General features: G+C 65.1%; 26 protein-coding genes and 2 pseudogenes. 7 read left to right on the forward strand and 21 right to left on the reverse strand.

From position 1 onward, the window contains the following. Positions 1 to 7: 7 nt before the first annotated feature. The 4 genes from A6A04_RS15455 to A6A04_RS15470 all read right to left on the reverse strand — a co-directional run bounded on the left by A6A04_RS15455 (position 8) and on the right by A6A04_RS15470 (position 5,475). A complete protein-coding gene (locus tag A6A04_RS15455; protein ID WP_068494434.1) occupies positions 8 to 2,029 on the reverse strand; it encodes a motility associated factor glycosyltransferase family protein in 2,022 nt (673 codons plus the stop codon). Next, entirely contained in the window at positions 2,029 to 3,942 is a 1,914-nt protein-coding gene (locus tag A6A04_RS15460; RefSeq protein ID WP_068494436.1) for a tetratricopeptide repeat protein, read from the reverse strand. The genes A6A04_RS15455 and A6A04_RS15460 overlap by 1 nt, the downstream gene beginning before the upstream one ends. Before the next feature lie 43 nt (positions 3,943 to 3,985). After that, positions 3,986 to 4,414 (reverse strand): flagellar biosynthesis regulator FlaF, encoded by a 429-nt coding sequence (locus A6A04_RS15465; protein WP_068494438.1) that lies wholly within the window; start codon positions 4,412 to 4,414, stop codon positions 3,986 to 3,988. Between the two features lie 167 nt (positions 4,415 to 4,581). Beyond that, complete coding sequence (locus A6A04_RS15470) at positions 4,582 to 5,475, reverse strand: flagellin (RefSeq protein ID WP_068494439.1); 894 nt, start codon at positions 5,473 to 5,475, stop codon at positions 4,582 to 4,584. A gap of 256 nt (positions 5,476 to 5,731) precedes the next feature. Between A6A04_RS15470 and A6A04_RS15475 the strand changes: the two genes are divergently transcribed. The 3 genes from A6A04_RS15475 to A6A04_RS15485 all read left to right on the forward strand — a co-directional run bounded on the left by A6A04_RS15475 (position 5,732) and on the right by A6A04_RS15485 (position 7,045). Then, positions 5,732 to 6,160 (forward strand): acyl-CoA thioesterase, encoded by a 429-nt coding sequence (locus A6A04_RS15475; RefSeq protein ID WP_068494441.1) that lies wholly within the window; start codon positions 5,732 to 5,734, stop codon positions 6,158 to 6,160. 29 nt (positions 6,161 to 6,189) lie between these two features. Then, entirely contained in the window at positions 6,190 to 6,723 is a 534-nt protein-coding gene (locus tag A6A04_RS15480; protein ID WP_068494443.1) for a hypothetical protein, read from the forward strand. Between the two features lie 88 nt (positions 6,724 to 6,811). Next, on the forward strand, positions 6,812 to 7,045 hold the full coding sequence (locus tag A6A04_RS15485) for a hypothetical protein (protein ID WP_156612640.1): 234 nt from the start codon (positions 6,812 to 6,814) through the stop codon (positions 7,043 to 7,045). A gap of 217 nt (positions 7,046 to 7,262) precedes the next feature. Here A6A04_RS15485 and A6A04_RS23220 read toward each other — a convergent pair. Beyond that, positions 7,263 to 7,559, reverse strand: a pseudogene (locus A6A04_RS23220) (4a-hydroxytetrahydrobiopterin dehydratase); the annotation flags it as partial. A gap of 84 nt (positions 7,560 to 7,643) precedes the next feature. On the opposite strand from A6A04_RS23220, the gene A6A04_RS23225 reads away from it, so the two are divergent. Next, the gene (locus tag A6A04_RS23225; protein ID WP_068494449.1) at positions 7,644 to 8,051 is read left to right on the forward strand and encodes a metallopeptidase family protein; all 408 of its coding nucleotides are present in this window, start codon (positions 7,644 to 7,646) and stop codon (positions 8,049 to 8,051) included. Positions 8,052 to 8,101: 50 nt separating this feature from the next. After that, positions 8,102 to 9,169: an extracellular solute-binding protein gene (locus tag A6A04_RS15500; RefSeq protein ID WP_068494451.1), complete on the forward strand. Its 1,068-nt coding sequence runs from the start codon at positions 8,102 to 8,104 to the stop codon at positions 9,167 to 9,169. On the opposite strand, the gene A6A04_RS15505 is transcribed toward A6A04_RS15500, so the two are convergent. From A6A04_RS15505 to A6A04_RS15535, 7 genes are all read right to left on the reverse strand, one after another. Next, entirely contained in the window at positions 9,129 to 9,653 is a 525-nt protein-coding gene (locus tag A6A04_RS15505) for a hypothetical protein (protein WP_068494452.1), read from the reverse strand. The two genes, A6A04_RS15500 and A6A04_RS15505, sit on opposite strands and share 41 nt — an antisense overlap. A gap of 95 nt (positions 9,654 to 9,748) precedes the next feature. Further along, positions 9,749 to 10,006: a hypothetical protein gene (locus A6A04_RS15510; RefSeq protein WP_068494454.1), complete on the reverse strand. Its 258-nt coding sequence runs from the start codon at positions 10,004 to 10,006 to the stop codon at positions 9,749 to 9,751. 10 nt (positions 10,007 to 10,016) lie between these two features. Further along, positions 10,017 to 10,223 carry a hypothetical protein gene (locus A6A04_RS15515; RefSeq protein WP_068494456.1) on the reverse strand — a complete coding sequence of 69 codons (207 nt, stop codon included), beginning with the start codon at positions 10,221 to 10,223 and terminating at the stop codon, positions 10,017 to 10,019. 189 nt (positions 10,224 to 10,412) lie between these two features. Beyond that, positions 10,413 to 10,631: a hypothetical protein gene (locus A6A04_RS15520; protein WP_068494458.1), complete on the reverse strand. Its 219-nt coding sequence runs from the start codon at positions 10,629 to 10,631 to the stop codon at positions 10,413 to 10,415. 74 nt (positions 10,632 to 10,705) lie between these two features. Next, positions 10,706 to 11,020: a thioredoxin TrxA gene (gene trxA / locus A6A04_RS15525; RefSeq protein WP_068494461.1), complete on the reverse strand. Its 315-nt coding sequence runs from the start codon at positions 11,018 to 11,020 to the stop codon at positions 10,706 to 10,708. A gap of 102 nt (positions 11,021 to 11,122) precedes the next feature. Further along, positions 11,123 to 12,922: a methyl-accepting chemotaxis protein gene (locus A6A04_RS15530; protein ID WP_245651228.1), complete on the reverse strand. Its 1,800-nt coding sequence runs from the start codon at positions 12,920 to 12,922 to the stop codon at positions 11,123 to 11,125. A 14-nt stretch (positions 12,923 to 12,936) separates the two neighbouring features. Then, complete coding sequence (locus tag A6A04_RS15535; RefSeq protein ID WP_068494463.1) at positions 12,937 to 13,476, reverse strand: PAS domain-containing protein; 540 nt, start codon at positions 13,474 to 13,476, stop codon at positions 12,937 to 12,939. Positions 13,477 to 13,724: 248 nt separating this feature from the next. Here A6A04_RS15535 and A6A04_RS15540 point away from each other — a divergent pair, with 248 nt between their 5' ends. Both A6A04_RS15540 and rpmG read left to right on the forward strand, forming a co-directional pair. Next, on the forward strand, positions 13,725 to 15,086 hold the full coding sequence (locus A6A04_RS15540) for a glycerate kinase type-2 family protein (protein ID WP_068494465.1): 1,362 nt from the start codon (positions 13,725 to 13,727) through the stop codon (positions 15,084 to 15,086). Between the two features lie 69 nt (positions 15,087 to 15,155). Next, positions 15,156 to 15,323, forward strand: a complete 168-nt coding sequence (gene rpmG / locus A6A04_RS15545; protein WP_002725389.1) for a 50S ribosomal protein L33 — start codon at positions 15,156 to 15,158, stop codon at positions 15,321 to 15,323. Between the two features lie 58 nt (positions 15,324 to 15,381). Here rpmG and A6A04_RS15550 read toward each other — a convergent pair whose 3' ends face one another. The 9 genes and pseudogenes from A6A04_RS15550 to A6A04_RS23675 form a co-directional block, all read right to left on the reverse strand. Continuing rightward, positions 15,382 to 16,419 carry a GGDEF domain-containing protein gene (locus A6A04_RS15550; protein WP_156612642.1) on the reverse strand — a complete coding sequence of 346 codons (1,038 nt, stop codon included), beginning with the start codon at positions 16,417 to 16,419 and terminating at the stop codon, positions 15,382 to 15,384. A gap of 86 nt (positions 16,420 to 16,505) precedes the next feature. Continuing rightward, on the reverse strand, positions 16,506 to 18,092 hold the full coding sequence (locus tag A6A04_RS15555; RefSeq protein ID WP_082914966.1) for a S41 family peptidase: 1,587 nt from the start codon (positions 18,090 to 18,092) through the stop codon (positions 16,506 to 16,508). A gap of 94 nt (positions 18,093 to 18,186) precedes the next feature. After that, entirely contained in the window at positions 18,187 to 20,736 is a 2,550-nt protein-coding gene (locus A6A04_RS15560) for a flagellar hook-basal body complex protein (RefSeq protein WP_068494469.1), read from the reverse strand. Between the two features lie 16 nt (positions 20,737 to 20,752). Next, entirely contained in the window at positions 20,753 to 21,571 is an 819-nt protein-coding gene (locus A6A04_RS15565; protein ID WP_068494471.1) for a flagellar hook assembly protein FlgD, read from the reverse strand. Positions 21,572 to 21,582: 11 nt separating this feature from the next. Continuing rightward, a complete protein-coding gene (locus A6A04_RS15570; RefSeq protein WP_068494473.1) occupies positions 21,583 to 23,331 on the reverse strand; it encodes a flagellar hook-length control protein FliK in 1,749 nt (582 codons plus the stop codon). 190 nt (positions 23,332 to 23,521) lie between these two features. Further along, positions 23,522 to 23,794, reverse strand: a complete 273-nt coding sequence (locus A6A04_RS15575) for a hypothetical protein (RefSeq protein ID WP_245651229.1) — start codon at positions 23,792 to 23,794, stop codon at positions 23,522 to 23,524. A gap of 20 nt (positions 23,795 to 23,814) precedes the next feature. Continuing rightward, complete coding sequence (locus A6A04_RS15580; protein WP_068494475.1) at positions 23,815 to 24,549, reverse strand: competence/damage-inducible protein A; 735 nt, start codon at positions 24,547 to 24,549, stop codon at positions 23,815 to 23,817. Continuing rightward, on the reverse strand, positions 24,546 to 24,959 hold the full coding sequence (locus A6A04_RS23670) for a (deoxy)nucleoside triphosphate pyrophosphohydrolase (RefSeq protein WP_456095284.1): 414 nt from the start codon (positions 24,957 to 24,959) through the stop codon (positions 24,546 to 24,548). The genes A6A04_RS15580 and A6A04_RS23670 overlap by 4 nt, the downstream gene beginning before the upstream one ends. A 102-nt stretch (positions 24,960 to 25,061) precedes the next feature. Continuing rightward, positions 25,062 to 25,592 (reverse strand): annotated as a pseudogene (locus tag A6A04_RS23675) (GNAT family N-acetyltransferase); the annotation flags it as partial. Positions 25,593 to 25,639: the final 47 nt, after the last annotated feature.

Here is a 25,639-nt window from a genome sequence, read left to right on the forward strand (position 1 = left end):
GACCCGGTCAGAAGGTGTAGCCGGGCGTGGTCTGCAACCCCTTGGCCCATTGCGGCTCCGGCCCGCCGTCGATCCAGGCCTTGCCCTCCTGGAAGATGGCGCGGGTTTCGTCGACCATTTCCTTGAGCAAGGCGTGGTAGGTGGCCAGGAAATCGGCGAACACCGCCGCCAGTTCGTCCGGATCCTCGATGCGGTTGAGGAAGACGCAGCCGCACTTGGCCATGCCGATGGTCGGGCCGACGAACATGGCATAGACATGGGAATAGGGACTGGTCACCCAGTTCCGGTTGATCTCGGTCAGCCGATGCAGCATCCAGCGGAAGTCGTGGCCTTCGCGCTGGATGGCGGCGTACAGTCCGTCAATAGCTGCCTCGAAGGCGTCGATCTCGGCGATATAGGCCGGAAAGTCGAAGCGGGGCAGATAGCTGCCCTTGGCCAGGAAGGTGGCATCCTTGCGGACCCGGGCATAGATGGCCTCGCGGTCCAACGGCTGGCCTTCGAATTCCAGCGCCTCGGACAGCTTGGGCACGGTGCCCTTGATGAAGCCGCCATCGCTGCAATTGAAGGCGCGCAGGCCGAACTTGGTGACCTTGCCTTCCAGCATGTCACGGGTCCAGGACAGCACCAGGTTGGACTGGATGGTGCCGCCGAAATTGCCGGGAAAGCTGTAATCCCCAACCATCTTGCCGGTCTTGAAGGTCTTCGAGGTGTAATAGGCGGTGTTCTTGGAGTGATGGGACTCGCCGTCGCGCCAGCCGCAATCCATGCCGAACAGATAGACGTGGCGGAACCCCATGCGCGCCGCCACCGCCACGATGGTGTTGGCCACGTTGGGGCCGATGGCGGTCATTTCGGGGAAGTCGCCCTTGAAGCAGCGGGTCGAGACCACGCTGTCGCGGAAGAAGTAGTAGGACTCGTCGAACAGGGCGGAAATGCGGGGATTGACCGTCGCCGAGGCCACCAGCTTGATGCCGGTGAAGCGCCGCTCGGGGAAGCGCTCGGCATTCAGGTCCAGCATGTGCTCGAAAAAGTCCCAGACCTGGACCACGTTTTCCAGTTCCACGTGGTAGTCGGGCACGATGCCATGGGCCAGCAGGATCTGCAGTGACGATCCGCCCGAGAAGATCACCGCGTGATCGCGCCACTTCTTGATGTATTCGATGTCGTTGTCCACCGACGGTCCCGAGGTGATCAGGAAGGCGGGCGCGCTGATGGGAAGCTGAAAGTCTCCCGACAGCATATGACAGTCGTATTTCTGCAGATTGGCTATGGTGTTCCACAGCATCTTGCGCTCGTCCTCGAAATATCCGCGCTGGATCATCTTCAGCGGAACATTGTTGACGAGATCCTCGAAGGCCTTGTCCAACGCCCAGGACGGGTAATGGCGATAGTAGTACGAGCCGTCGATGCCCAGATCGCCCTGCTCCTCCACCAACACCGCCAGATCGCGCACCAGCTGGACCGGCAACTCGCCCAGGACGAAGGACAGCTTGGTCCCGGTCTGATCGCAGCGGTCGGCAATGGCACTCCAGTCGATGGTCGCCAGGGAATGCAGAACGAATTCGTCGATGGCTTCCACCACCACCACCCAATCCACCGTCAGGCTCTCCACCAGGGTGGGCAGGTGATGGCCAAGACCGAGGCCGAAGACGAACAGGAAACCGGCCCGGCAGACCGGCGCCCCGGTCAGGACGGTGGCCTTATGGCGGACGACACTGTCGAGCATGCTGTTGAACAGCCGAGCCGAACTGGGGCTGTCGCCGGACATGGCGTTGACGACCTGATAGCCCACCCGGCGCGGGGTCTCGATGAAGTCCCGCGCCTGTGCCAGCGCCAGTTCGCGGCCGTCGCACTTATAGAGCCGACCGCTGCCCAGGTCGATATCCACCGGCACGCCTTGGTCGCGGATGATGCTGCTGAGCGGCGTCCGGATGGCCGTCAGCCGCTCATGCACCTCGGGAAACCGACGCCGGAACAGTTCCAGGTTACGTTCGAACAGTCCCGGCGATCCGTCGGCGGCCTCGGTCATCACGCCTGCAGGCGTCCAAGGGCCTGGGTCACCGCGTCCTCGATCATGGCGGCGAAGCCCTTGGGCGAGAAGGCCGGAACCGCGGCAAGCCGCTCGGGCAACGCCGCCCGCATGGCCGACAGCGCCGCCACATTCCCCGCCAGGGCGCTCGCCGCCGCCACATAGGCGGCCACATCGGACGCCACCAGGCTCTCGCCCAAACCGGCCGCGGCCAGGAAGGCCCCCATATCGGCGCCGACGCCCTCGCTGGCCAGGGCAATCACCGGAGCGCCACCGCGGAGGAACTCGCCAAAGGCAAGGTTATCGGCGGAGGGGAACGGCATCAGGGCCACATCGATGCTGGCGGCGAATTCGGCGCGGCTGCCACCCCGGACCACGTCGATACGGTGGGAGACACCGGCATTGCCGAACAGGGCCACCACCTCGTCCACCATCGGCGGGTCCTGGAACAGGCCGGTATCACGGAACAACAGGGTCGAGCCCGGAACCGCCTGCAGGATACGCCCCCAGACCATGGCCAGTCGCGGGGTGAGTTCCGCCCGGGACAGTTCGGTCCCGAAGGTGATGGTTCCCGCCTCGACGGCGGGAGCAGGCGTCGCCACCGGCGCCGCCCCCAAGGGGTCACCCAGGCAATAGCGACCCGAGGCGAGCGCGATCTCGCCCTCGCCCGCTTCACGACCCACGACACAGGCCAGGTAATTGCCGGGCGCGCGCCCGGCCACCGGGAGATGCAGCCAATTGATCTGCAAGGGCGCGGTATTGCGCTGGAACAGCCCACTCTTGGCGGGGGCCAACAGACCATCGGCGTCGATCACCACATGCACGCCCTCGCCACGGATCAGGGCACCCATGGTGGTGACGTCCAGGGCGGATACGTCACGCCACAGCTCGAAGGCGCCACGGGTCCAATAATTGGCGGGACTGTCGGCTTCGCCCTTGCCGAAGCCGATGACATTGACCTTGGAGCGGTCATGGGCCTTGGCGACGGCGCCAACCATGGCCCGCAGTTCGGGGGTGTCGAGGGAGGAGCAGAGATAGCAGATGCGGATGGGCGAGGCCCCGGCATATTTGGGCGCCGGGCGCACCGTCTTCGGCGCGGCGGCGGCCAGTTGCGCCGCCCAAGCCTCGGCGATACCGGTCGCCTTGATCTCGGCACCGTCGAAATAGCGGAAATCGGCCATGGCCGCGCCAAGAATGGCGGCCGAGGTCGGGGCGCGGGCGATGGCTTCCTGATGGCAGGCCAGACCCTCGCGGGCCGTGCCGGACTTGATCAGGCAATGGGCGAGGCGGCTGAGCAGGGTGGCGCTGGGACCCGCCAGGGTGGCGATGGAGCGCAGCATGCCGATGGCTTCGGCGGTATCACCCCGCAGCAACTGGATCTGGGCATAGGTGTCCAGGGCTTCCACATCATTGGAGGTGACGCTGAGATGCTGCTCCACATGGAATTTGGCCTGTTCCAGATCCCCCATGTTCATGGCGGCGATGCCACGGGCCAGCAAGGGCTTGGCGGTGATCTGCGTCAGGATTTCGGTGAACTTGGGGAAGTCCGGCCCGAAATAGGGAGTTACTTCATTGGCGGCCTCTTCGGTGGTGGCCAGCTTGGCATAGTAGATGGCGTCGGCCAGGCAACCGGCCAGACCGTAGAGCACCGCCAGGATTTCCGGCACCTCCGCCGGATAGGACACGCTGTCCACCTGGGACCGCAGCAGCTTGATGGCATAACCGATGCCACCGGCACGGTAATAGATGGCGGCCAGGGCGCAGGTGACGTCGGCGACCAAACCCGGCTCGGAAATTGAGGTCTCGGCGAGAGCCAGAGCCGCCTTGTCGTCCCCGGCTCGGACCAGCTCCATCATCTTGCTGCGGAAATCTTGGACGGCCCCGGCCGCCGCCTGGCTGTTGGAATTGGACACGGATCACCCCCTGGTCTTGCGTCCCGACGATAAATACCGCCGATCAGATCACTTCATTGGTGGTTAGATTGGCCTGGGGCTGTGGCTCCGTCCCTTCCTTGGGGGGGATGACCGTGAACAGGCCACCAGCCAACTGCCGGTTGATATTGATCAGGACGTCGGCCTTGCTGCGTTCGCGGGTGGCGATGATATCGACCGTGCGCTTATCGACGAAATTGGATAGCGACAGCCAGTTCTGGCGCAACTCCAGCGGCAGGTCGCATTCGGGTGAAGACAGCTCCGACTGATAGATCGTCCACAGCTTCCAGTTGAGACGCACAGCCCCCAGGAAATCCTCGATATCCACCGATTCCGATTGCCCTTCCGACATGCGCCGTGCCGTCTCGGTCAGCGCCCAGGCCTCGGTCTCACGCGGGTTTCCCCCGGCAGGAATAGACCGATAGCGGCCTTGATCGGTTTTGGGATAGGCCATTTGAGCGAACCTCCGGCTTCACAGGCGATGATCCCGTAACAATGAGCCTGGATTGGTTAAGTTTGGGTTGATGGCTCACCAAAAGCCAGTCGCGCGTCACGAAAGAAAAAGCGGACGGCGATAAACGCCGTCCGCTCAATTCTACCAAGCTCTAACGAGCCCGCGACTTACCGGAAGAGCGACAGAACGCCCTGCTCGGCCTGGGCGGCCCCGGAGAGCGCCTGAATGCCGAGCTGCTGACGTGTCTGCAGCGACACCAGGTTGGCGCCTTCTTCGTTCAGATCGGTCAGCACCAGCTTGTCGCCGCCGATCTTCAGGGTATTGATGTATTCCTTGGTGAAGTCCAGACGGGTCTGGAGCAGAGCCACGTTGGCACCCAGGGTCTTCGCAGTGGTACGAACCGAGGTGATGCCCGATTCGAACATGGCGATGTAGGCGTCGAACACCGACACCGACGAGGACACCGAGGAGAAGCCGGCGAACATCGACACACCGGCGATACGGGAGATACCGGCCGAGGTAGCGATGACGGAGGCGCCCAGGGTGAAGGCGGTCATGACCAGGCCACCGGACACTGTGACGTTGGCGCCGTCCACCTGCAGAACGTTGGCGGTCTTTTCCGAGAACTGCACCTTGATGTTCGAAGCGGTCGCGTTGATCAGGTTCAGGCCCTGATAGGACGCGTCGTTCGCAAGGTAGTTCATCTGAGAGGCCAGGGTATTCAGCTGGTCGCCGAGGGTCTTACGGTCCGCTTCGGACGCAGACTTGGCGGAGAGCACGATACCTTTCATCTGGACCATCAGGTTTTCAACCTTCGTCACCGCATTAAGAGCGGTCGACAGATTGCTGATACCCTGATCGATTTCGGACTTGCGGGTCGACATGTCGCCCGCGCGATCCTTCAGGGACTTGTCCTGGAAGAACGCAACCGCGTCGTCGATGGCGGAGCTGACGTTCTTGCCGGTGGACAGGCGGGTATTGGTACGAGCAACGAGGTCGCCGGTATTTTGCAGCGACAGCAGGTTGTTGCGGATCGTGGCAGAGAGTGTGACGTCGGCCATGGCGATATCCTTTCTGGATTAAGCCGTTTGACAATCGCAGGCCTTTGAGGCTGCGCCAATTCTAGCGGCCTCAACGGCCTGGGCAAGGACCAGATTTCGATCCCTACTGACTGTAGCCTAGGAGATATTCCAGCGAAATGCAAGCCCTTTGACGGATTAGGGGATTCAGCCGAGACGCGGCGGCATTGACCCTCCCTCCGCCAGCGCTTAGCCTGCCAGTCAGCCGCCCCAGGACAGAGCGTCAGGATACACCGTCATGCCGCGGGTCACCATCGAGATACCCCCAGATTTCCAGTTTGCCACCGAGATTACCATCTGCATCGGCCAGATCAATTACGGCCACCACCTGGATAACGCGGCCTTGCTGTCGCTGGTCTCAGAGGCCCGGGTCCGCTTCCTCAAATCGCTGGGCTATGGGGAACTGGACGTGGAGGGATTGGGCATCATCGTGGCCGATGCCGCCATCCGCTATCGCTCCGAGGCCTTCCACGGCGAGATCCTGGTGTTCGAGATGGCCGCCGCCGACCTCAACAAATACGGCTGCGATCTGGTCTGGCGCGCCCGCGCCAAGGAGGACGGCCGCGAGGTCGCCCAGGGCAAGACCGGCATCCTGTTCTTCGATTACGCCGCCCGCAAACCCGCTCCCGCGCCGCCCGAATTCCTCCGCAAGACCGGCCTGGCCTGACCTTCGCCCCCTCCCCGGACACAACGCCCATGATCAAGCGCTTCCTCTCGCTCGGCGCCGCCGCTTTGGCCACCCTGGTCAGCGGCTGCGGCGACGGCCCCTCCACGGTTCCCGGCACCTATCGCAGTCCGGCGACCTGGAGTTCGTTCATCTACGCCACCTCGTCAGGGCCGCTGCTGCTGGATCTGCGCGGCGACCCGTTCGGCGGCGGAGCCGCGACCCTGGCTCGGGCCGTGTCCACGGCGGTCGCCGGGGCCGTTCCCGGCCGCCCCTTCCAGGTCACCCTCGACCCCGCCTCCGCCGCCCAAGCCAAATACCGCATCGTGATGATCCTGGGCGCCGCCGCCGGGGCCGACGAGCGAGCCGCCTGCGCCGGCGGCGCCAAGGGCGGGTCCGCCCCGGTGGGCCAGGGACGATTGGAGGTGGTGGCCTCGTTTTGCGAGGGCGACGCGCCGCTGTCCTCGTCACGCGGCTGGGTCGCCCGGCTGGACGGCCCCGATGACCGCCGGTTCGGCCTGCTGATCGGCCAGCTTGCCCGCGACCTGATCGGCCAGCCTCCGTGAGACGGCGGCACGGCGAATCCAGTTCGTGACATTTGCTAAAGAATGAGTTAACGTTGGCTTACTTATGTTCAGCCAGAAAGGCAGGACCATGGACGTATCATCCGTCGGCGTCGCGAACTCGGCGCAATACCTGCAAAAGGCCGCTACCGGCCAGCAGGCTCCGCTGAGCGCTATCAAGCAGGAAGAGCAGGCCGCCCAGGCCATCGCGCTGAGCCTGTCGCAAAGCGCGCAACAGCTTCAACAACAGCAGCAGCCCCAGGCCGCGAAGCCCTCCGATGTGGGCAAGTCGGCGGTGGGTCAGCTTCTGGACGTCCAGGCCTAGACAGCGGTCCGATTCTGACGCTTAGATCCCTAAGCGTCAGGTGAATCGACACACCGACTGATTGAAACGCGGAAACAAATCCAAAATTTGCGAGTGATGCAAATGTTGGTTTTTTCCCGCTAGGCCTGCGTCGCCACCCGGCATGGGGTGCCCTTTAACGGGCACGCCATCCATCATCTCCCGCTCGCCCGCCGCCCCGCGTGGCGGATGGGCTTTGTCATGTCGCGGCCCCTTCCATGATGCGGGCCAGCGCGATGTCGCGTTCCGTCACGCCCCCCGCGTCATGGGTTGTCAGGGTGACATCCACCCGATTCCACACATTGGCCCATTCGGGGTGGTGATTCATCCGCTCGGCCGCCAGGGCTACCTTGGTCATGAAGGCGAAGGCCTCGACAAAATCCTTGAAGCGGAAACTCCGGGTGATGGCGTCGCGCCCCTCGCATTCCAGCCATTCCGGCAATTCGGCAAGGGCGGCGGCGCGCAGGGGACCGGTGAGAGCGGCGGACATGGCGGTATCCTCGGATTGTTTCTGCGGCCCCCCTTCCCCAAATGGGCTTCTCTGGCGCCCGCGACAAGGACAGGCTAAATTCAATCCATCATGAGCAGAGTCATCCCGCACCACAGCACGCCACCCAGCTGCGCCGACCTGGAAACCATCGCCGCCGCCGCTTTCGCCGATATCCCGGAGGAATTGCGCCGCTACGCCGCCGACGTGGTCATTCGCGTCGAGGACTTCCCCGACGAGGAGGTCGAGCGCGAGATGGATCTGGAAAGCCCGTTCGACCTGCTGGGGCTGTATCGCGGCACCGCCCAGGACATCATGGCCTTTGGTGGCGCGCCCTCCTCGGTGGACATGATCTTTCTCTACCGTCGGCCGATCCTGGATTACTGGTGCGAAACCGGCGAGGATCTGTCCTCGGTGGTCAAGCATGTGCTGATCCATGAGATCGGACACCATTTCGGCCTGTCGGACGACGACATGGAGCGAATCGAGGACGAGGCGTGATGCCCTCCTCGGCGCCCCGCCGCTGGCAACCACGGTCCGCAGGCGTGGCCATGGCCATCCTGGCCCTGATCATTGCCCTCGCACCCTGCCCGTCCCTGGCGGCGGGCGACTTGCGGGTCCTGGCCAGGGCGAGGACCATCGCCCCCGAGGTGCTGACCAAGTTCGAACGCGAGACCGGCATCCGCGCCATCGGGGAAGAGGTGGGCGATTCCGGCGAAATGGTGGCCCGCCTCAAGGGCGGGCAATCAGGATTCGACATCGCCTTCCCCCCCGATCATCACGTGGCAGACCTGATCGAGGCCGGATTGCTGGAGCGGGTCTGGGCCGACCGCCTGCCCGGTTTCTGGAATATCGAGGATCCCTGGCGGTCGCGCTCCTTCGACCCCCGCAACGAATACACCATCCCCAACCAGTGGGGCACCACCTCCTTCGCCGTGGATACCTCCATCCACAAGGGCGACATCGACACCTTGCGCCTGTTGTTCGACCCGCCACCAGAAGTGGCGGGCCGGGTCGGCATACTGGACGGCGCCGATATCGTGCAATTGGCTTTGCTTTATCTCGGAGAAGCCCGCTGCACCCCCGATACCGGCCGCCTGGACAAGGCCTTGAAGGAAGTGCACCCCCTGCTGGCCCGGGCCCGGCTGGTCCGCCCCGCCGACATGGTCCAGTCCCTGGGAGGAGGCGATCTGGCCCTGGCGGTGGTTCGCAGCGGCGATGCCATGCGGGCTCGCGACAGCCGCCCCAGCCTGGCTTACGCCTATCCGCGCGAGGGCAATCTGGTGTGGACCGACGTGATCGCGGTGCCGCGCAATCCTCCCAACCGCGCCAATGCCCTGAAGTTCCTGACCTTCATGCTGAAGCCGGAGAACGCGGCCCTGCAGTCCAATTTCAACCGCTCGGCCAATATGATCCGGGGCAGTGAAGCCCATATGCTGGCGCCGGTTCTCGCGGCGCCGGAACTGGTGGCGCCATGGCCGGCCAAGGTGGGATTCCTGGTGTCGTGCGGCGCCAAGGTGCAGCGCCGCCACGAAGAGGTCTGGGAACAGGCCAAGCGCCAGGCCCTGAAAAGCTCCGTCAGCCCTGAGGATGCAGCGGCGTCCCGACCGGCACCTTGATCCGCAGACCCGGCGTGGGGATCAAGGCGATGAAGCGGCCCTCGATGGCGCGTCCGCGCGCCTGCATCAAGGCGCCGTGGGACAGGATCAAGGCGAGAGCGTCGAGAGCGAACAGCCCCATGGTCAGGCGCATCACCGTCTCGCCCAGGGGCGCCATCAGCGGAATGGCGAACAGTACCGGCAGCAAGGCGTAGAGGAAGGTATCGCGCCAGCGCCGCGCCCGCACCACCGACCCCGCCAGATAGGCCACCGGCGACGCCAGGACCAGGTTCACCTTGGCGCGGGCGACGACCTGGGTGGCGATGGCGGCGGCCGGACCGGGCAGCCCCTCGAAGCTGGCCTGCAGCGACAGGCCATCGGGCGCGACCATGAAGGTGGCGCGCAGGGCATCCATCGGCCATTGCCCCCGGGGAATGGCCGGACGGATTTCGGTATAGACCGCCCGGGAAAATGAGGAATCGGGGGGAAGAATTTCGGCAATCATCGTGCCATGATCTCCAACCGGGGAGATGGGCACTGTGCCACGTCCCGGCCTTCAGGCCAAGGACACAGACTCGGCAGGGTGCGGTCCCGGCGGTCTCAGGCGACCCGGGATGCCTCGGCGGCTTCCAGTTCCTCGCGAATTTCGTCCAGGCGAAGAACCAGGGCGACAATACCCAGTTCCTCCTCGACCCGGGAACGCTCCGCCATCAGCTCTTGCCGGGCGGCGGGGTCGGCGGTCTGCCAGCGGATGTTCATGCCTTCCTCGTATTCGGCAAAGGTATGCAGCGCCTCGTCCAATTGGGCATCGAGGCGCTTCTTTTCCTCCCTGAGGGCGGCAATCAAGGACTGGACCATGGCGCCGCTTTCAGGCCGCGAGACGGGCACGCGGATTGACGTGCTCCACCTCGGCTCGGGCGGCGGCGTCCTCCACCCCGGTTACAGCCGCCAGCAACATGGCCGCTGCGGCGAGTCCCTCGGTATGGGCGATATCGTCGGGACGCCCCCCGGCCAGGGCGTCCTGGACGGTTTCGTCATAGGCGGTCAAAACCATCTCAAGCGTCGCGGCGTCCATGCGGTTCCCTCCGGGCCATCCTTCCGTCCAAACGCCCCTCCCCAAACCCGAGGCTTATCCATGACGATAGTATACCCCGGCAAAATCGGGCCGCAAGGCAATAGTTCCCACAATACATTTGTGACTATTAGAACAGCGTCACAAAATATTGTGAAAACCAAGTCAACCTTATATGAATAGAATGTAACGCTAGACTGCGGACTTCCTGCTCGCATAGGCGTCCAGCATGATGGCCTTCACGGCCGACGGCGATGCTGTTGGGAAGTGCTCGGCCAACAGATCCCAGACTTTTCCATTGTGCAGAAAGTTCTGAGCGAATGCATCCATGGTGGCGGCATTGTCCTCGTCCATGGACGCCACCATGAAATCGAACAGCCGTTTGCGATCCTCTTCGGCGAAGACTGCCATGCCCCTCTCCCGGTTCACAAAAACGACGAGCCCCGCACACCGGCGGGGCTCGCTCCTGACCTTGGATGCTCGGCCTAGATGCTGGCCTCGACCCACTCGTAGAGCTTGCTCTTGGGCAGGGCCCCGATCTTGGTGGCGGCCACCTGGCCGTCCTTGAAGATCATCAGGGTGGGAATGCCCCGCACGCCGTACTTGCCGGGGGTGCCGGGATTCTCGTCGATATTGATCTTGGCGACGGTGATCTTGGCCCCCAGTTCCTTGGCCAGTTCCTCCAGCGCCGGAGCGATCTGGCGACACGGACCGCACCATTCGGCCCAGAAATCAACCAGAACCGGACCGCTGGCCTTGAGCACATCGGCCTCGAACGAGGAGTCGGTCACGTTCTTCATAGGTAAGTTCCTTGTCGAATTCGAAAGACGGTTTTGTCCGCCCGCCCGGGTTTCCCCGGGGACAACCTGACCACTGTAGAAACCTGTCGTCCGACCGTCAAGTTAACTGCCGCCGATGCGGGCAACGAAGCCATCCACCTCGCGGCTGAGGGTTTCCGATTGCAGGGACAATTCCGCCGCGGCCGCCGCGACCTGCCCGGAGGATTCGGTCGCCTCGGCCGCCGTCGCCTGGACGGTGACGATGGCCGCCGAGACCGACGCCGCCCCCGAGGCGGCCTCGGCCACGTTGCGGGCGATTTCCAGGGTGACGGCGTTCTGTTCCTCGACGGCGCCCGCCACCGCCGAGGAGGCCTGCTCGATCTCGGACACGGTGCGGGAGATATCCTGGATGGCCGAGATGGCCTCGGCGGCCACGCCTTGGATCTGCGCGACCTGATTGGTGATGTCCTCGGTGGCCCTGGCCGTCTGGTTGGCCAGGTTCTTGACCTCGCCCGCCACCACGGCGAAGCCCTTGCCGGCCTCGCCCGCGCGCGCCGCCTCGATAGTGGCGTTGAGCGCCAGCAGATTGGTCTGGGACGCGATGTCGTTGATCAGGCTGACGATGGCGCCGATGCGCTGGGCCGCCTCGCTCAGGCCGCGGACGGTGGAATCGGTCCGGGCGGCCACGCCCGCCGCCTCGGACGCCACCACGGCGGCCCGGTTGACCTGGGCGCTGATCTCCTGGATCGAGGCGGAGAATTCCTCCACCGCCGAGGCGACGGCCTGAACATTGACCGAGGCCTGTTCGGCGGCGGCAGCCACCGTCATGGCCTGCTGGGTGGTATCGGTGGCCTGGGCCGACATGGCGCCGGACGAGGCTTCCAGCTCGGTCGCGGCGGCGGCCACGGCATTGACCACCGGCTTGACCTGATCATTGGCGAAGGCGATGAACTCGGCATCGCGGCTTTCCATCAGCTTCAGCGAGCGATTGATGCTCTTGGCGTAGACCAGATAGTCACCCCTGAGCCCGGTCAGCAGGATGCGGCGGAAATAGCGGCGGCCATTGGCCGATTCCACCGCCGCGAAGGCTTCCTTGCCAAAGGCTTCCGCCACGTCGAGCAGGCGGTTAATGTTGCGCAGCAACTCGCCGATCTCGTCGTTGCGGCGAATTCCCATGACGCGGGCATTGAGATCACCGGCCGAACTCCGCGCCAGGATCTTGTTGGCGCCGGACAGATCCTCGGCCACCGCTCCGACGCCGCGGCCAATATAGACCGCGACGCCGACCCCGATCAGCGAGCACAGGGCGGCGACGATCATGAAGACGATGGCGGTGCCCCGGCTGCTGCCGAGTGTGGCGGCTTCGTCTTCCTGGCTGCGCTGAATCAGCAGGGCGACGGTCGCGTCGATCTTCTCCAGATCCTTTTGCAGTTGCTCCGACTTGGCGTCGAATTCCGCCATCCGCTTATTGCCCCCCTCGGGGCCATGGGCGACATAGGCCTCGGCCATGGTCCGCCCGGCGGCGACATAGGCGGGAAAATGGCTCTTGGCGGCGGTCAAGGCCCCGGTCAGGTCGGCATTGCCCATCTGCCCGGCCAGTTCCGCCAGACGGGCGGCGTCCTTATCGAAGCGCTCGGCGAAATCCTTGGCCTTGGCGAAACCGTCATCCAGGCCGTCGAGGCCGCGGGTAGCCGACACGTCGGTCAGCCATTGCTGGACCTGCACCACGTCGAAACGCAGATCCTTGGACGCCTGGGCGATGCCGAACACCTGAGTGCGGAAACGGCTGGCCATGTCGGCCACATTGCCGATCCCGACGATTCCAGCCCAGATCCCGCCCACACCGGCCAGCAGGCAGATGACGGCGGGAATCAGGACGGCGAGCATCACCGCCCGCGCCTCGGAGTGAAGAGTCTTCTGCATGGGACTGGCTCCGCTCAACGATCGGGGGTGATGGCGAAAATGAAGCGGTCATAGCTGTCGAACCCGGCATCGGCCACGGCCCGGTTCAGCATGGCCCACGAGGATTCCAGCCCGGCCTTGCGATCGGCGTGCCGGCCCTCTTCGCCCAGCAGGTTTGCATAGAGCGGCTTGATGACCGCCAAGGCCTCGGCGTCGGGGACACGGCGGTTGGAATGAAAGCCGATGATCTGCCCGGCCGAATCGAAACTCGGGGTGACATGGGCGAGGACCCAGTAATTGTCACCATTCTTCGCCATGTTGTTGACATAGGCGAACAGCTCCCGCCCCGCCGAGATGGTGTCCCACAGCAACTTGAACACCGCGCGGGGCATATCGGGATGACGGATCAGCGAATGGGGCTGGCCGATCAGTTCGGGCTCGGTGTAGCCGCTGACCGCCATGAAGACGTCGTTGACATAGGTCAGCCGCCCCTTCGGGTCGGTCTTGCTGACGATCAATTCATGGGCGGCGAAACTCCGCTCCTTACCCGAAGGGGTAATTCTCTTTTCTGCCATTATTCGTATTCCCCAGTACCCCATACCTTTGTTGCGACTGTGTCAGCTAGATGACCCAGACGCAATCAAGAAGCACCCCAAACTGGCTTCTAATACCGACGCTATAGTACTTGCCCCATACTATCAACCTATTTCCCAGTGCCGCCCGTGACCATGACCGAGCGTCTTTGGCGCATCCCCATGCTGGTGGCGGGGGGACTCCAGCGCCGCTATTCTTGCGTAAGACGCGACGGAGTCCGGAGGGCGAGGTGACGGCACCAAACGATTTGAAAGCCATCCTTACAGCCGGATTGCAGCGGGTCGATCCGCTGGGGATGATCCTGGACCATGTGAGACTCGCGGGCGATCGGCTGAGGCTCAGCCGCGACCAGGGCGACGAGGAGATCGACCTGACAGTGTTCGACCGCATCGCGGTGCTGGGCGCGGGCAAGGCCTCGGCCCGCATGGCACAGGGTTTGGAACAGGTGCTGGGCGACCGGATTGGTGACGGGCTGGTGGTTGTCAAGACCGGCCATGCCCTGCCCCTGCGGCATATCCGGGTCCTGGAAGCCTCGCACCCCACGCCCGACGATGCCGGGGTCGAGGCGGCGCGCCAATTGGCGGATTACGCCGGGGGGCTGGACGAACGCTGCCTGGCGATCCTGCTCATCTCGGGGGGCGGCTCGGCGCTGCTTCCCGCTCCCCGGCCGCCGCTGAGCCTGGCCGACAAGCAGGCGACCACCGCGGCGCTGCTGGCCTGCGGCGCCGACATTCACGAGGTCAATTGCGTGCGCAAGCATCTGTCGGCCCTGAAGGGCGGCGGGTTGGCCCGGCTTCTGGCCCCCGCCCGCTGCCTGGCGCTAATCCTGTCCGACGTGGTGGGCGACCGGCTGGACAGCATCTCCTCGGGACTAACCGCCGCCGATCCCACCACCTTCGCCGACGCCCTGGCGGTGATCAGCCGGTACGGTCTGGACCAAAGCCTGCCCGCCTCGGTGATGGCGCTGCTGCGCCGGGGTGACGAGGGCCACGAGCCCGAAACCGCCAAGCCCGGGGATGCCGCCCTGGCCCGTGTCACCAATGCCGTGATCGGCAGCAACCGCGCCGCCGTTCTGGCCGCCCGCGACAAGGCCCGATCCCTGGGCTACGACACGCTGGCGCTGACCTCGAGCCTGACGGGCGAGGCCCGCGAGGTGGCCAAGCTGCTGTTCGCCATAGCGCGGGACTGCCGCGACGGCGGCTTGCTGGCCCCCGCCCCGGCCTGCCTGATCGCGGGTGGCGAAAGCGTGGTCACGGTGAGCGGTACCGGCTCCGGCGGCCGCAACCAGGAAATGGCCCTGGCCTTCCTGGCGGAAATGGCGGGGGATCCCCAAGGCGGGCGCGACATCGCCTTCCTGTCCGCCGCCACCGATGGCGGTGATGGCCCCACCGACGCGGCAGGCGCCTTCGCTACCCCGGAAGTGCTGGTCCGCGCCCGCGCCCTGGGGCTGTCGCCGACCCATTTCCTTGGCAATAACGATTCCTACGGCTTCTTCGATCGCTTAGGGGGACTGCTGCGAACCGGCCCCACCGGAACCAATGTCTGCGACCTCCAGATCATCCTGGTGGGCAGCCCTCACACTTGTACTTGACTCTGGCGTCGGGATCAGTATGGTGCGCCCCCTGAGTTTCGATCACCAACGTTTGTCGGGATTTTCGTCATGGCCAAGCCTGCCACCATTCTCATCAAGCTGCTGAGCACCGCGGGGACGGGCTTCTTCTACGTGGCGAAGAAGAACCCGCGCAAGACGACTGAAAAGCTGGAATTCCGCAAGTACGACCCTGTCGTGCGCAAGCATGTCCAGTTCAAGGAAGCCAAGATCAAGTAGTCTTGCCGCTCCTGAGGAATTTATGTTGCGAGGGCGCCCATCGGGCGCCCTTTCCGTTTCAGGCGAACAGCTCGATATCGTCACCCGCCCGCCGCTCCACCGACAGCCCGCCCTCGTCAATCAACTGCTCGTACGAGCACACCTGGTCGCGGCCATGCTCCTTGGCGTAATACAGCGCCTTGTCGGCATTGCCGATCACCACCGAGGGCAAATCGTCGGACTGGATGCGCACGAAGCCGATGCTGACCGTGACCTTGCCCACCTGGGGAAACGGGAAGGACGCGACGGTGGCGCGGAAACGATCGAACACCGCCTGGGCATTGGCGAAGGTGGTCGGCGCCAGCATCACCACGAATTCCTCGCCGCCGAAGCGGAACAGCAGGTCCTCGCCCCGGAAGGCCTTGCGCATCAGCGCCGCCAGCAGCAACAGCACCTCGTCGCCGAACACATGGCCGAAGCTGTCATTGACCCGCTTGAAGTGGTCGATGTCGATCATACCCAACCAGTGATGGTCGCCGTCGAGATGGCTGTTGCGGCGGTCACCCGCATAGGGAAGCTCGAAATGACGGGAACTGGCGACGATCCGGCTGAAATTCTCGTCGAAGGTCTTGCGGTTCTTCAGCCCGGTCAGGGTGTCGCGGGCGGCATCGCGCAGGATGGCGAGATAGTTGCGATAGATGGCGGCGAAACCATCCACCAGCGCCTGCTTGCCCGCCTGCTCGGGCGCCGAGACCGTGACCAGGAAGGCGCAGACCGTGCCGCGGTCGTCCACCACCGCCTGGGCCCGGCGAATCGCCCCGTCGGGCAGCACCATATCGTGGCTGCCACCGGTGGCCATGCATTGCAGCAGCAACATGTCATTGCCGATTTCAGCCATGGACTCGGGCACGTCCTGCCCTGGCGCCGCCTTGATCGCCACGTAATCGATGAAGATGCCCGCCGCCGTCTGGGTGGGACGGCAGATGGCGCAAAAGGGAAGGTCCGCCAGATCGGCCAAGGTGGCGACCAGACTGTCCTCGAGATGCTGCTGGCTGCGCTGCTCGGTGATCCTGACCACGGAGGACAGGACCGATTCCGGCGTGATGACTGCGTCCATTGAACTTCCGATTGTAACCCCTTGCTTTTGCATTGTGGCCTCTCCGAGGCCTGAATCGGAAGTCGAAAATATGCAGGACTGCCTTGTCAGTGCGGGCTGCTTTCCGGCTCCAAGGCCCGGCGCTGCGAGGTTTCCAGCGTCCGTCCAGGCCCCGACAGGGCGATGGCCCGCATATGGGCAGCGCGGTTCAGCAGCAAGCGCTCCGCGATGTCCATGTCCAGCCGCGCCTCGGAACGGCGAGCCGGAGGACACCCGTCCCGCAACCGCTGGCGCAGTCCGGTTTCCTCGAAACCGGCATGGCGCCACACAGCCAGGGTCTCGGGCAGGCGGCTCGCCTGGCTGCCCCGCGCCAACCCATCCACCACGGCGGCGGGATTGGGATTGGAACCGGTGCAGATGGCGGGCAGCACGCCCAGGCCATGCAGGGCATAGCCCGACGGCGTATGGAAGCGCGACCAGGTCAGGGTGATCTCGCCGTCATTGGGCAGGGCGATGACGGTCTGAACCGTGCCCTTGCCATAGGAGTTGGTCCCCACCACCACCGCCCGCCCGGCATCCTGAAGAGCGGAGGCGACGATCTCGGCGGCCGAGGCGGAGCGCCCGTCCACCACCACCACCACCGGCAGAGTCTCTCCGATATCCCCGGGATGGGCGTCGAAGGAATTGCCCGCCTCGGGATGGCGCCCCTTGGTGAAGACGATGGTGCCCTTGTCCACGAACAGATCCACCACCGCCACCGCCTTGTCCAGCAACCCGCCGGGATTGCCGCGCAGGTCCAGGACCACCCCCACCAGACCGGCGCCAAGCCTGGCACGGGCATCCTGCAGCAGGCCTTCCAGGCTGTGGGCGGTGCCCTGGTTGAAACTGCTGATCTTGAAGGCGGCGATGCCGCCGGTCAGGGTCATGGTCACGGTCTTGGGAATGATGCGCGAACGGCGCAGGCTCAATTGCAGGGCGTCGCCACCCCGGCGCAGCCGAACCGACAGATCGCTGGCCACCTGCCCCCGCAGCAGGCTGGAAATGGCGTTCCGGTCCAATCCCCGCACCGACTGGTCATCGATGCTCAAGATGATGTCGCCCGCCTTCATGCCCGCGCGATGGGCCGGGGTGTCCTCGACCACCTCCACCACCCGGGGCTCGCCATCCACCAGATCGAACTTGATGCCGATGCCGCCAAAACCGTTGCGGCTGGCCCGATGCTCGCGCGCCTCGCGGGCACTGGCATAGCGGGAATAGACATCGGCCTTGCCCAGCGCGCCCTCGAACACCGCCTGATAGAGCTTCTCGTCATCGGCGGTGCGGATGGGCTCGGACACCCGCCGGGCCTCGCTCACCGCCGCCACGGTCACGCGCGCCCAACCCTGGGTGTCCGTCGCGGCGGGCGCCGCGAATTCCGCCACCACCGCCTCGGCGGTGGACAGCCGCACGGCCCCGTCCTGGGAGGCCACGGCCAGTTGCGGATCGATATCGGCCAGGCCGCGCATGCCGTCGAGCGCGATGGAAGCCGCCGTCACCGGTTGAAGATGACGTTCCACCACCGCATCGAAACCAAAGGCGATGACACGCTCGGCCTCGGCCGCAGACCAGTCCGCCGCCGAGGCGCAGCCCAGCCCCCAGGCCCAGAAGACCAGGGCCGCCGCCGCGCCGTTCCTGAACCGGATATGCGTAACCATGGCGGGATTATGCGCAACACCTGGCGGCAGGGTATAGCAAAAACGAAACCGCCGATGGCCGTTCTGGCCATCGGCGGTTCGGTCATGTCAGGACTTAGCGCTTGATCTGGACCAGTTCGTCCAGCATCTGGTCGGCGGTGGTGATGATCTTGGCCGCGGCGGAATAGGCCCGCTGGGTCACGATCATGGTGGTGAACTCGGCACCGATATCCACCGTGGAGGCTTCCAGCGAGGCCGAGGCCACCGAACCGGCACCGGCCTTGTTGGCTTCACGCAGCGTGTAGGTGCCAGACGAGTTGGTCTCGATCCAGGAATTGCCTGTCAGGGATTCCATGCCGTTGACATTGGTGAAGGTCGCCACCGGGATCTGGAACACCGGACGCCGAACGCCGTTGTCGAACAAGGCGGTGACGACGCCGTCGCTGCCCACCGAAACACCCGAGAAATTGCCGAACTTGGCGCCGTTCTGGGTCAGGTAGGAGATCTGGTAGTTGCCGCCCAGCTGGGTCATGCCGTCGGCCTGGGAGGTATTGCCCAGGAACCAGGTGATGCGATGGTCGGCGCCGGTACCGTTGGGCACCGAGGTCATGCTTTGCGCGCCATTGGCCCAGGTCACCGAAATACGCGGAGTCGGCGCGGTGCTGGAGCTGCCCGAGGTGCTGCCATAGCCCATGACGGTCTGCGGCGTGCCGTCGCCGTTGAACTTGATGGCGGGGGTGGTGGCCAGCGAGGTGGAGATGTGCTGCAGGGTGAACAGGCCGGTAACCCGGTCCACCGACGGGATGGACGAGTTCCACTGGCGGGTCTGGGACTGGGTGCAGGAGGTCCCCAGGCCGGAGACGTCGAAGGTGTAGCTGTCGGCCACCGAGGTCTGCTGCACGATTTCCAGGGTGCCGCCATTGGCGCGGAACATGGGGATCGCCGCGCTGGTGGAGGTCGACACCGCCGTGCTGGCCAGGTGGGTGTTGGTGGTGGAGTCCCAGTTGGCGGCGTTGTTCAGCGCCTTGGCCACCAGATCGGCCACGTCGGAGCCCGAGGTGAAGGAGGTGGTGGACAGGTCGATGACGATATTGGTGGTGCCGGTGGGGTTGGTACCGGCGTCGTACAGGTCGTTGGTGCCATCGGTGTCGAACTCGATCTTCACCGCGACGCTGGTGCCCGACGGGGTGATGGTGAAGGTCTTGCCGTCCATGGCAGTGATGTCGGCCCGCGACGCGGCGGTGAAGTCGAGCCGCGCCTGCGAGGCATAGACCGCGTTGGAATTGCCGCTGGGATCATAGATATCGAGCACCGCGGCACCCGATGGCGGCTTGATGCCGCGCTGCATCTGGAACGGCGTGGTATCGATGGTGACATAGTTCAAGGCGGTGACGCTGGCCACGGTGGCGGCGTAGGCGGTCACCTGATAATAGCCGGTGACGCCGGTGGAGTCGGTCACCTTGACAATGTCGCCCGCGTTCAGGGTGGGCGTGGTGGCACCGCCGAAGGTGAAGGAACCGGCCGCCAGGGTGACGCCGGGATAGGTGGTGCTGGTGCCGTTGCGGGTCACGGTGATGTTGCCCGCCGTCATGGTGGTGGGCGCGCCCGAAGCGGTCGAGGCGGTATCCACCAGGAAGGTGCCGTTATTGGCCGCATCCTCGGCGCCCGCCACGGTGAAGGAGGTGCCTGCCGGAAGATCGGCGGCGTCGGCGGCGGCCTGGAAGGCGATGACACCGTTGGCGAAGAAGGCCATGGAGTTACCACCGGCATAGCTGCTGCCGGTGATGACGGTGGAGCTGCCGCCCGTGGCCTGGCCGGCGATGGAGAAGGTGGCCGAGGTTTCCGGGGTGGCGGTGGTATCGGCGATGGACATGCCGACACCGAAGAAATTGGTCTTGTTGGCCACATCCCACTGATTGGCGTTGGTCTTCATCCAGGTGGTGTTGATGGAGTGGCTGTCACCCAGCGAGTCATAGATCAGCACGCTGGATTCATGCAGACCGCCCGATCCCGCCACCGACGGATCGAAGATATCGTCGCCGGACGGCAGGTTGGCGCCCATCTTGACCTGGGTAGTGGGGTCCGCCGTGCCGCCGATGGTCTTGAGGTTCAGCGACTTCATCTCGGTGGCGTTGATGGTGTTCTGGTTGACGTAGTGGTAGTTGCCGGTAGTGTCCTTGTAGGCCTTCATATAGGTGTTGCCGTCGATCACGGTCTCGGTCGGCCGGGCGCTCGAGCTGTTATCGGTGGCGGCCAGGGGCCAGCCCTGCAGATAGAAGCCGGACACATTGGTCAAATAGCCCTGATTGTCGGTCTTGAACGACCCGGCGCGGGTATAGGCGAACATGCCGGTGCCGCTGGTGGCCGAGTCGGGGGCGGTGTTGACCACGAACATGCCCTGGCCCGACAGCGCGATGTCGGTGGAGGACGAGGTCGCCTGCAACAATCCCTGCACGTCGATGCCCGCGCGCGGCTTGGACTGCACACCACCCGGTGAATACTGGGTGATGGAGACCTGCTTGGTGACCAGGGTCTGGAAATTGACCTTGGCACCCTTGTAGCCGGTGGTGTTGACGTTGGTGATGTTGTCGGAGATGGCACCCATGGCGCTGGACTGGGAGGCCAGGCCGGAGACACCCGAGAATAATGCGCCGTACAAGCTCATGACAGCCTCCTAGGAACTACTGCGCCGTCGTCGTCGAGGACGACGAGGAAGTGTTGGACTGAGCCGCCTGCAGTGCTGCCATGGCGGCCTGGTATTGGGCATTGGCCGCAGCCATCTGGCTGCTGGCCAGGGTGGTGTCGGACACCACCGAAAGAACCTTGTCGGGAGTGACGGTGATCTTGGCGCCCTTGTCGCCCGCCCCCAGTTCGAGGGTGGCGCCGTTGGTGGCGTCGTTGGTCAGCTTGGTCACCAGGCCGGTCACGGTGGTGGAGGCGGCCATGGCCTTGCCTTCCTTGTCCTTGGCCACCACGGCGATGGTGTACAACCCGTCGCCCTGGGCCTCGCCCGAGCTGTTGGTGCCGTCCCACTTCAGGTCGTGGCGGCCCGAGGCGGTATCGCCATTGGTCTTGAAGACCACGTTGCCGGACGAATTCTTGATCTGGATTTCAACGCTGGAGGCGTTGCCGTCCAGGGTATAGGAGAACGGCGCCGTGCCACCCTGCATGGGCAGGGTCGATCCGGCCACTTCCACCGTCTGGCCCACATAGGCGATGGCCTGGGCGGTCTGGGTGGCGGTCTGCAGGCTGATCAGCTTTTCCAGGTTGGAATTGGCATTGATCTGCTGCTCGACGCTGGAGAACTGCACCAGCTGGTTGGTGAACTGGGTCGAGTCCATGGGCGACAACGGGTCCTGATGCTTCAACTGGGTGGTGAGCATGTTCAGGAAGGTGTTGAAGTTGGTCCCAAGCGTCGCCTTGGCGGCCGTGGACTTGCTGGTGGACGAAGCGGCGGCGGCGGAGGCGGCGGCGGAGGCGCTGGTATCGACGGTGGTCATGGCAGCTCTCCTTAAACCGAAATATCGACGCCGACGCGACCGCCGGAGCGGCGCGGCTGGGCAGCCTGGGCGGAGTCGATCACCGGCAGGTCGGCATCACTGCCGCCCTGTGCGTGGCCACGCCCGCGACGACCCTGCTGACCGCGATCAGCCGTGTTCTGCTGTTCGCCGTTGCGCAATGAGAAGCTGGTGGCATTGGCCTCGGGGCTGAGACCGGCATCTTCCAGCGCCTTTTCCAGGCCCTTGGAGTCCTTCTGGAGCAGGGCCAGGGTTTCGGGCTTGTCGGCGGTGACGGTGGCGGAAACCCGGCCGTCGACCACTTCCAGCTTGATCTCGATGCGGCCCAGTTCCAGCGGCTTGAGCTGGATCTTGACGGTGTCGGCGCCGTCCTTGACCGCCTTGTCGATCTGGACGCTGACCTGTTCCATCACCTGCTGCTGCAGGGGAACCCTCGGCGCGCGCGGCGCCTGGGCCGCCTGGGCGGATGAGCTCTTCTCGGCGGCCTGGGTCTGGCCGATGGCGGCCAGGCCAGTCACCGAACGCTGTTCCGGCGCCGCCTTGGTATCCTGGGCGGCGGCTTCCACCTGGGCGGCCAGCACGGCGCTGAAGGTGCGCAGATCGTCGACCGTCTGCTCGACGGCAGTATTGGCCTGGGTGGCAAGCTGGGCGGTGGCGGCGGTATCGGCCAGACGGGGTCCCTGCTGCTGGGGGCCGTGCCGGGCGGCGTCGCCCGCCATCTGCTCGGTCTCGGCCGCCACCTGGAACAAGGTGGAGTCCACGGCGGAAACCTCGGCACCGGCATCGGTCGCGGTCTGGTTGACCTGGACCTTAATGTCGAGATGGGAGTCGGTTCCGGCCAGGCGCTGGGACAGGTCATTGATCTGCTCGCGCATGGTGTCGAACAGGTCGCGATCCTGCTGCACGACCTGGGCGTCGGCGGTCTTCTGCTGCCCGGCCTTGTCGATCAACTGGCTGACCAGTTCGGTGGCGGCATCCAGGGCATCGTTCACGTCGCCGCTGTCCAGATCGGCGACGATGCGCTTTTCCAGATCGTGGACGCGCTTGCGGTCATCCTTGCTCAGTCCGGCCAGCGGACCCTTGGTGACGGCGTCGAGGTCCAGGCCATCATCACCGGCATCGGCGTCGGCATCGGCCGCCACGGGAGCGGACGCATCGAGGGCAACCACCTCGACCGTCTCCTCGACCGTAATGTCGATTTCGACCACCACCTGCTGCTGCACCGCCACGGCACTGGCTTCCACCTGCTGGGCCTCGGCCTTGGCATTGCCCTGACCGGCGGTCTGGGCATCACCCTGATCGGCATCGGAGCGCGGGGCGTTGTCGTCGGCGGCGGCAACGGTCTTGCCGTCCTCATCGGAAACCGGCGCGCTGGCGGTGGGGGCATCATCCTTGGGCGCGGGCTTGGCGGCAGGCGCGGCGGCCTGGGCCGGACGCGCCTTGTCGGCCTTGGCGGCGGCACGGGTTTCCTTGGCGGCGGGGGCGCGCTCGGCCGGAGCCTCGTCACGGGTCGGCTGCGCCTTGTCGGCCTTGGTCTCGGCCGCCTTGCGATTGAAGTGCTGGGCCAGGACCTTGCCGGGCGTCGAGGCATCGGCGGTCTTGGCGCCATAGCGCTGGTTGGTCTGCGCCAGCAGGGAGACGAATGCGTCCTCCACCGAAACCGTCGGCTGGGTCTTGTCGGTGGTGACGGAGGTCATGTTGGCCTCGGCTACCAGGCGCTTGTCGATGGATTGCACGGTCATGGTCAGGTCCCCGCGAATGGGATGGTTGCGCCTTACCCTCAGCAAGGGCCGGGCCAACTCGGGCCAACCTAACTACGTCACTGATATTAAATGAAAATTTTCCAGAGGCCGCTGGGGAGAGGAGGCATCCCCGGGACGATGGCGGCAATTTCTGCCGGGCCGGAGGAAAAGCCTGCCGGGCAAGCTCGGATCATGACGGACCGGAATCCTGGTCCCCTTCATCATCATCGCTGGCCAGGCTCATGATGCCGACGCCCATGGCGACGCTGCCGAAGGTCACGATCAGGCCGAAGAACATCAGGGCCAGCACCAGGCCGGGATTATTGGTTTCCATCAGCATGGTGCGGATATGGGACAGATCGGTGGCCAAAACGGCAAGGCCAAAGGCGATGGCGGCTGCCACGCCGTAGATCAGGTGCTGCCCCAGGAATTTCAGCGGTTCCTTTTCCTGCGGCGTCATCATGGCCCTCAGGGATCGAGGATTCAGGGATCAAGCACGGGGGCACCCAGACGTTTGGCCAAGGCCCGGGTCTCGGCCAGGGCCTCGTCCAGTCGTGTGCCATGGATGCCGCGTGCCACCACCGTCACCAGTGAACGCCCTTCGGTGAACGAGGGGTAGGAGCCGATCTCGGTCTCGGGATGGGCGGCCTGGATCAGGGCCAGACCATCGGCCAGATCGCCTTCCCGCACGGCCAGGGTGATGGAGCGCGACTGTTGCGGCGGCCCGCCCACCAGGCTGCCCTTCAGCCCGTCGAACATGGCCTGGAGGATGCGCGGCACCCCGGCCAGCACGAAGACGTTCTCGACCCGGAAGCCGGGGGCCTGGCTGACCGGGTTGGCAATGAGCGTGGCCCCCTTGGGGACATCCGCCATCTTGAGCCGCGCCGCGTTGAGATCCTCGGCGCCGTAACGGACGGCCAGCAGACCGACCGCCTCGGGGTCGCGCTCCAACGCCACGCCGAAGGCGGCCGCCACGGCGGCGGCGGTGATGTCGTCATGGGTGGGACCGATGCCGCCGCTGGTGAAGACATAGGTGAAGGTCCGCCGCAGATGGTTCAACGCCTCGACAATGGCGTCGGTATCGTCCCGGACCATGCGGACCTCGGCCAGGGTGATGCCCAGCCCCGCCAGTTCCGCCCCCAGATAGGCGACATTGGCGTCGCGGGTGCGGCCCGAGAGGATTTCATTGCCGATGACCAGGACGGCGGCGGTGCTCATACCCATTCCCGCAACAGCGCGAACAGCGGAATATCGGCGGGCGGCGTGGGCAGGTCGGCCAGCCGGGCGGCCCGCACCCAGCGCAACTCCTGGCCCTCGCGGGCGGCGGGGGTGCCTTTCCATACCCGCACCACGTAAAGCGGCATCAGCAGATGGAAGGTGTCATAGTCGTGGGAAGCGAAGGCCACCGGCGCCAGGCAGCTTTCGGTGACATCGATGCCCAGTTCCTCCTGCAATTCACGGATCAGCGCGGCCTCGGGGGTTTCACCCTCATGGACCTTGCCGCCGGGAAACTCCCACAGCCCGGCCATGTCCTTGCCGGTGGGCCGCGACGCCATCAGCACCCGGCCGTCATGGTCCACCAGGGCGGCGGCCACCACCAGCAGCGTGGTCCGGGTGGAACGCGCCATCTGCCATTCCGCCTTTTTCAGGTGAAAGACCGGGGCGATGACGCTTTGGCCACGGGCGGGCATGGGGCAGGTATCGACGCCGTAATAGTTCAGCCCGGCCTTTTCCAGCACCCGCTTGGATGCCTCGTTGTCGGGATGGAACGAGGCCCAGACCCGGTGGAAGCCCAGGGTGTCGAACAGATGGCGGAGCAGTCGGCGGATGGCCTCGGTGGCATAGCCCTGGTTCCAGAAGGCCTTGCCGAGCCAATAGCCCAGTTCCGGCTCGCCATTACGCTCCAGCCCGAAGCCGATCACGCCGACCAGCAGATTGTCGGTGGTTCGCTCCAGGCCCAGGGCGACGCCCTTGCCCTCGATGCGGCGGACTTCCTGGTCATTGATGAAACGCTTGGCGTCGTCCAGGCCATAGGGATGGGGAATGGCGGCGGTCAGCCGCACCACGTCCCAATCATTGAGCAGGGCCACCAGCGGCTCGGCATCGTGGATGGTCAGCGGCCGCAGCCGCAGCCGCGCCGTCAGCAACGGATGCCCTGCCCAGACCGTTCCCGGTTGCCGACAACCCGCTTCCGTCATCTCGTCCTCCACTACCGCATCTCTCCCCCCATGAAGCCTAGCAGGCTCGGCACCACCTGTCATGGGCGCGTTGCACCCTTGAAACCGTCACGGTCGCACACATATTAGAA

It is taken from the genome of Paramagnetospirillum marisnigri, assembly GCF_001650715.1.
Classification (GTDB): domain Bacteria; phylum Pseudomonadota; class Alphaproteobacteria; order Rhodospirillales; family Magnetospirillaceae; genus Phaeospirillum; species Phaeospirillum marisnigri.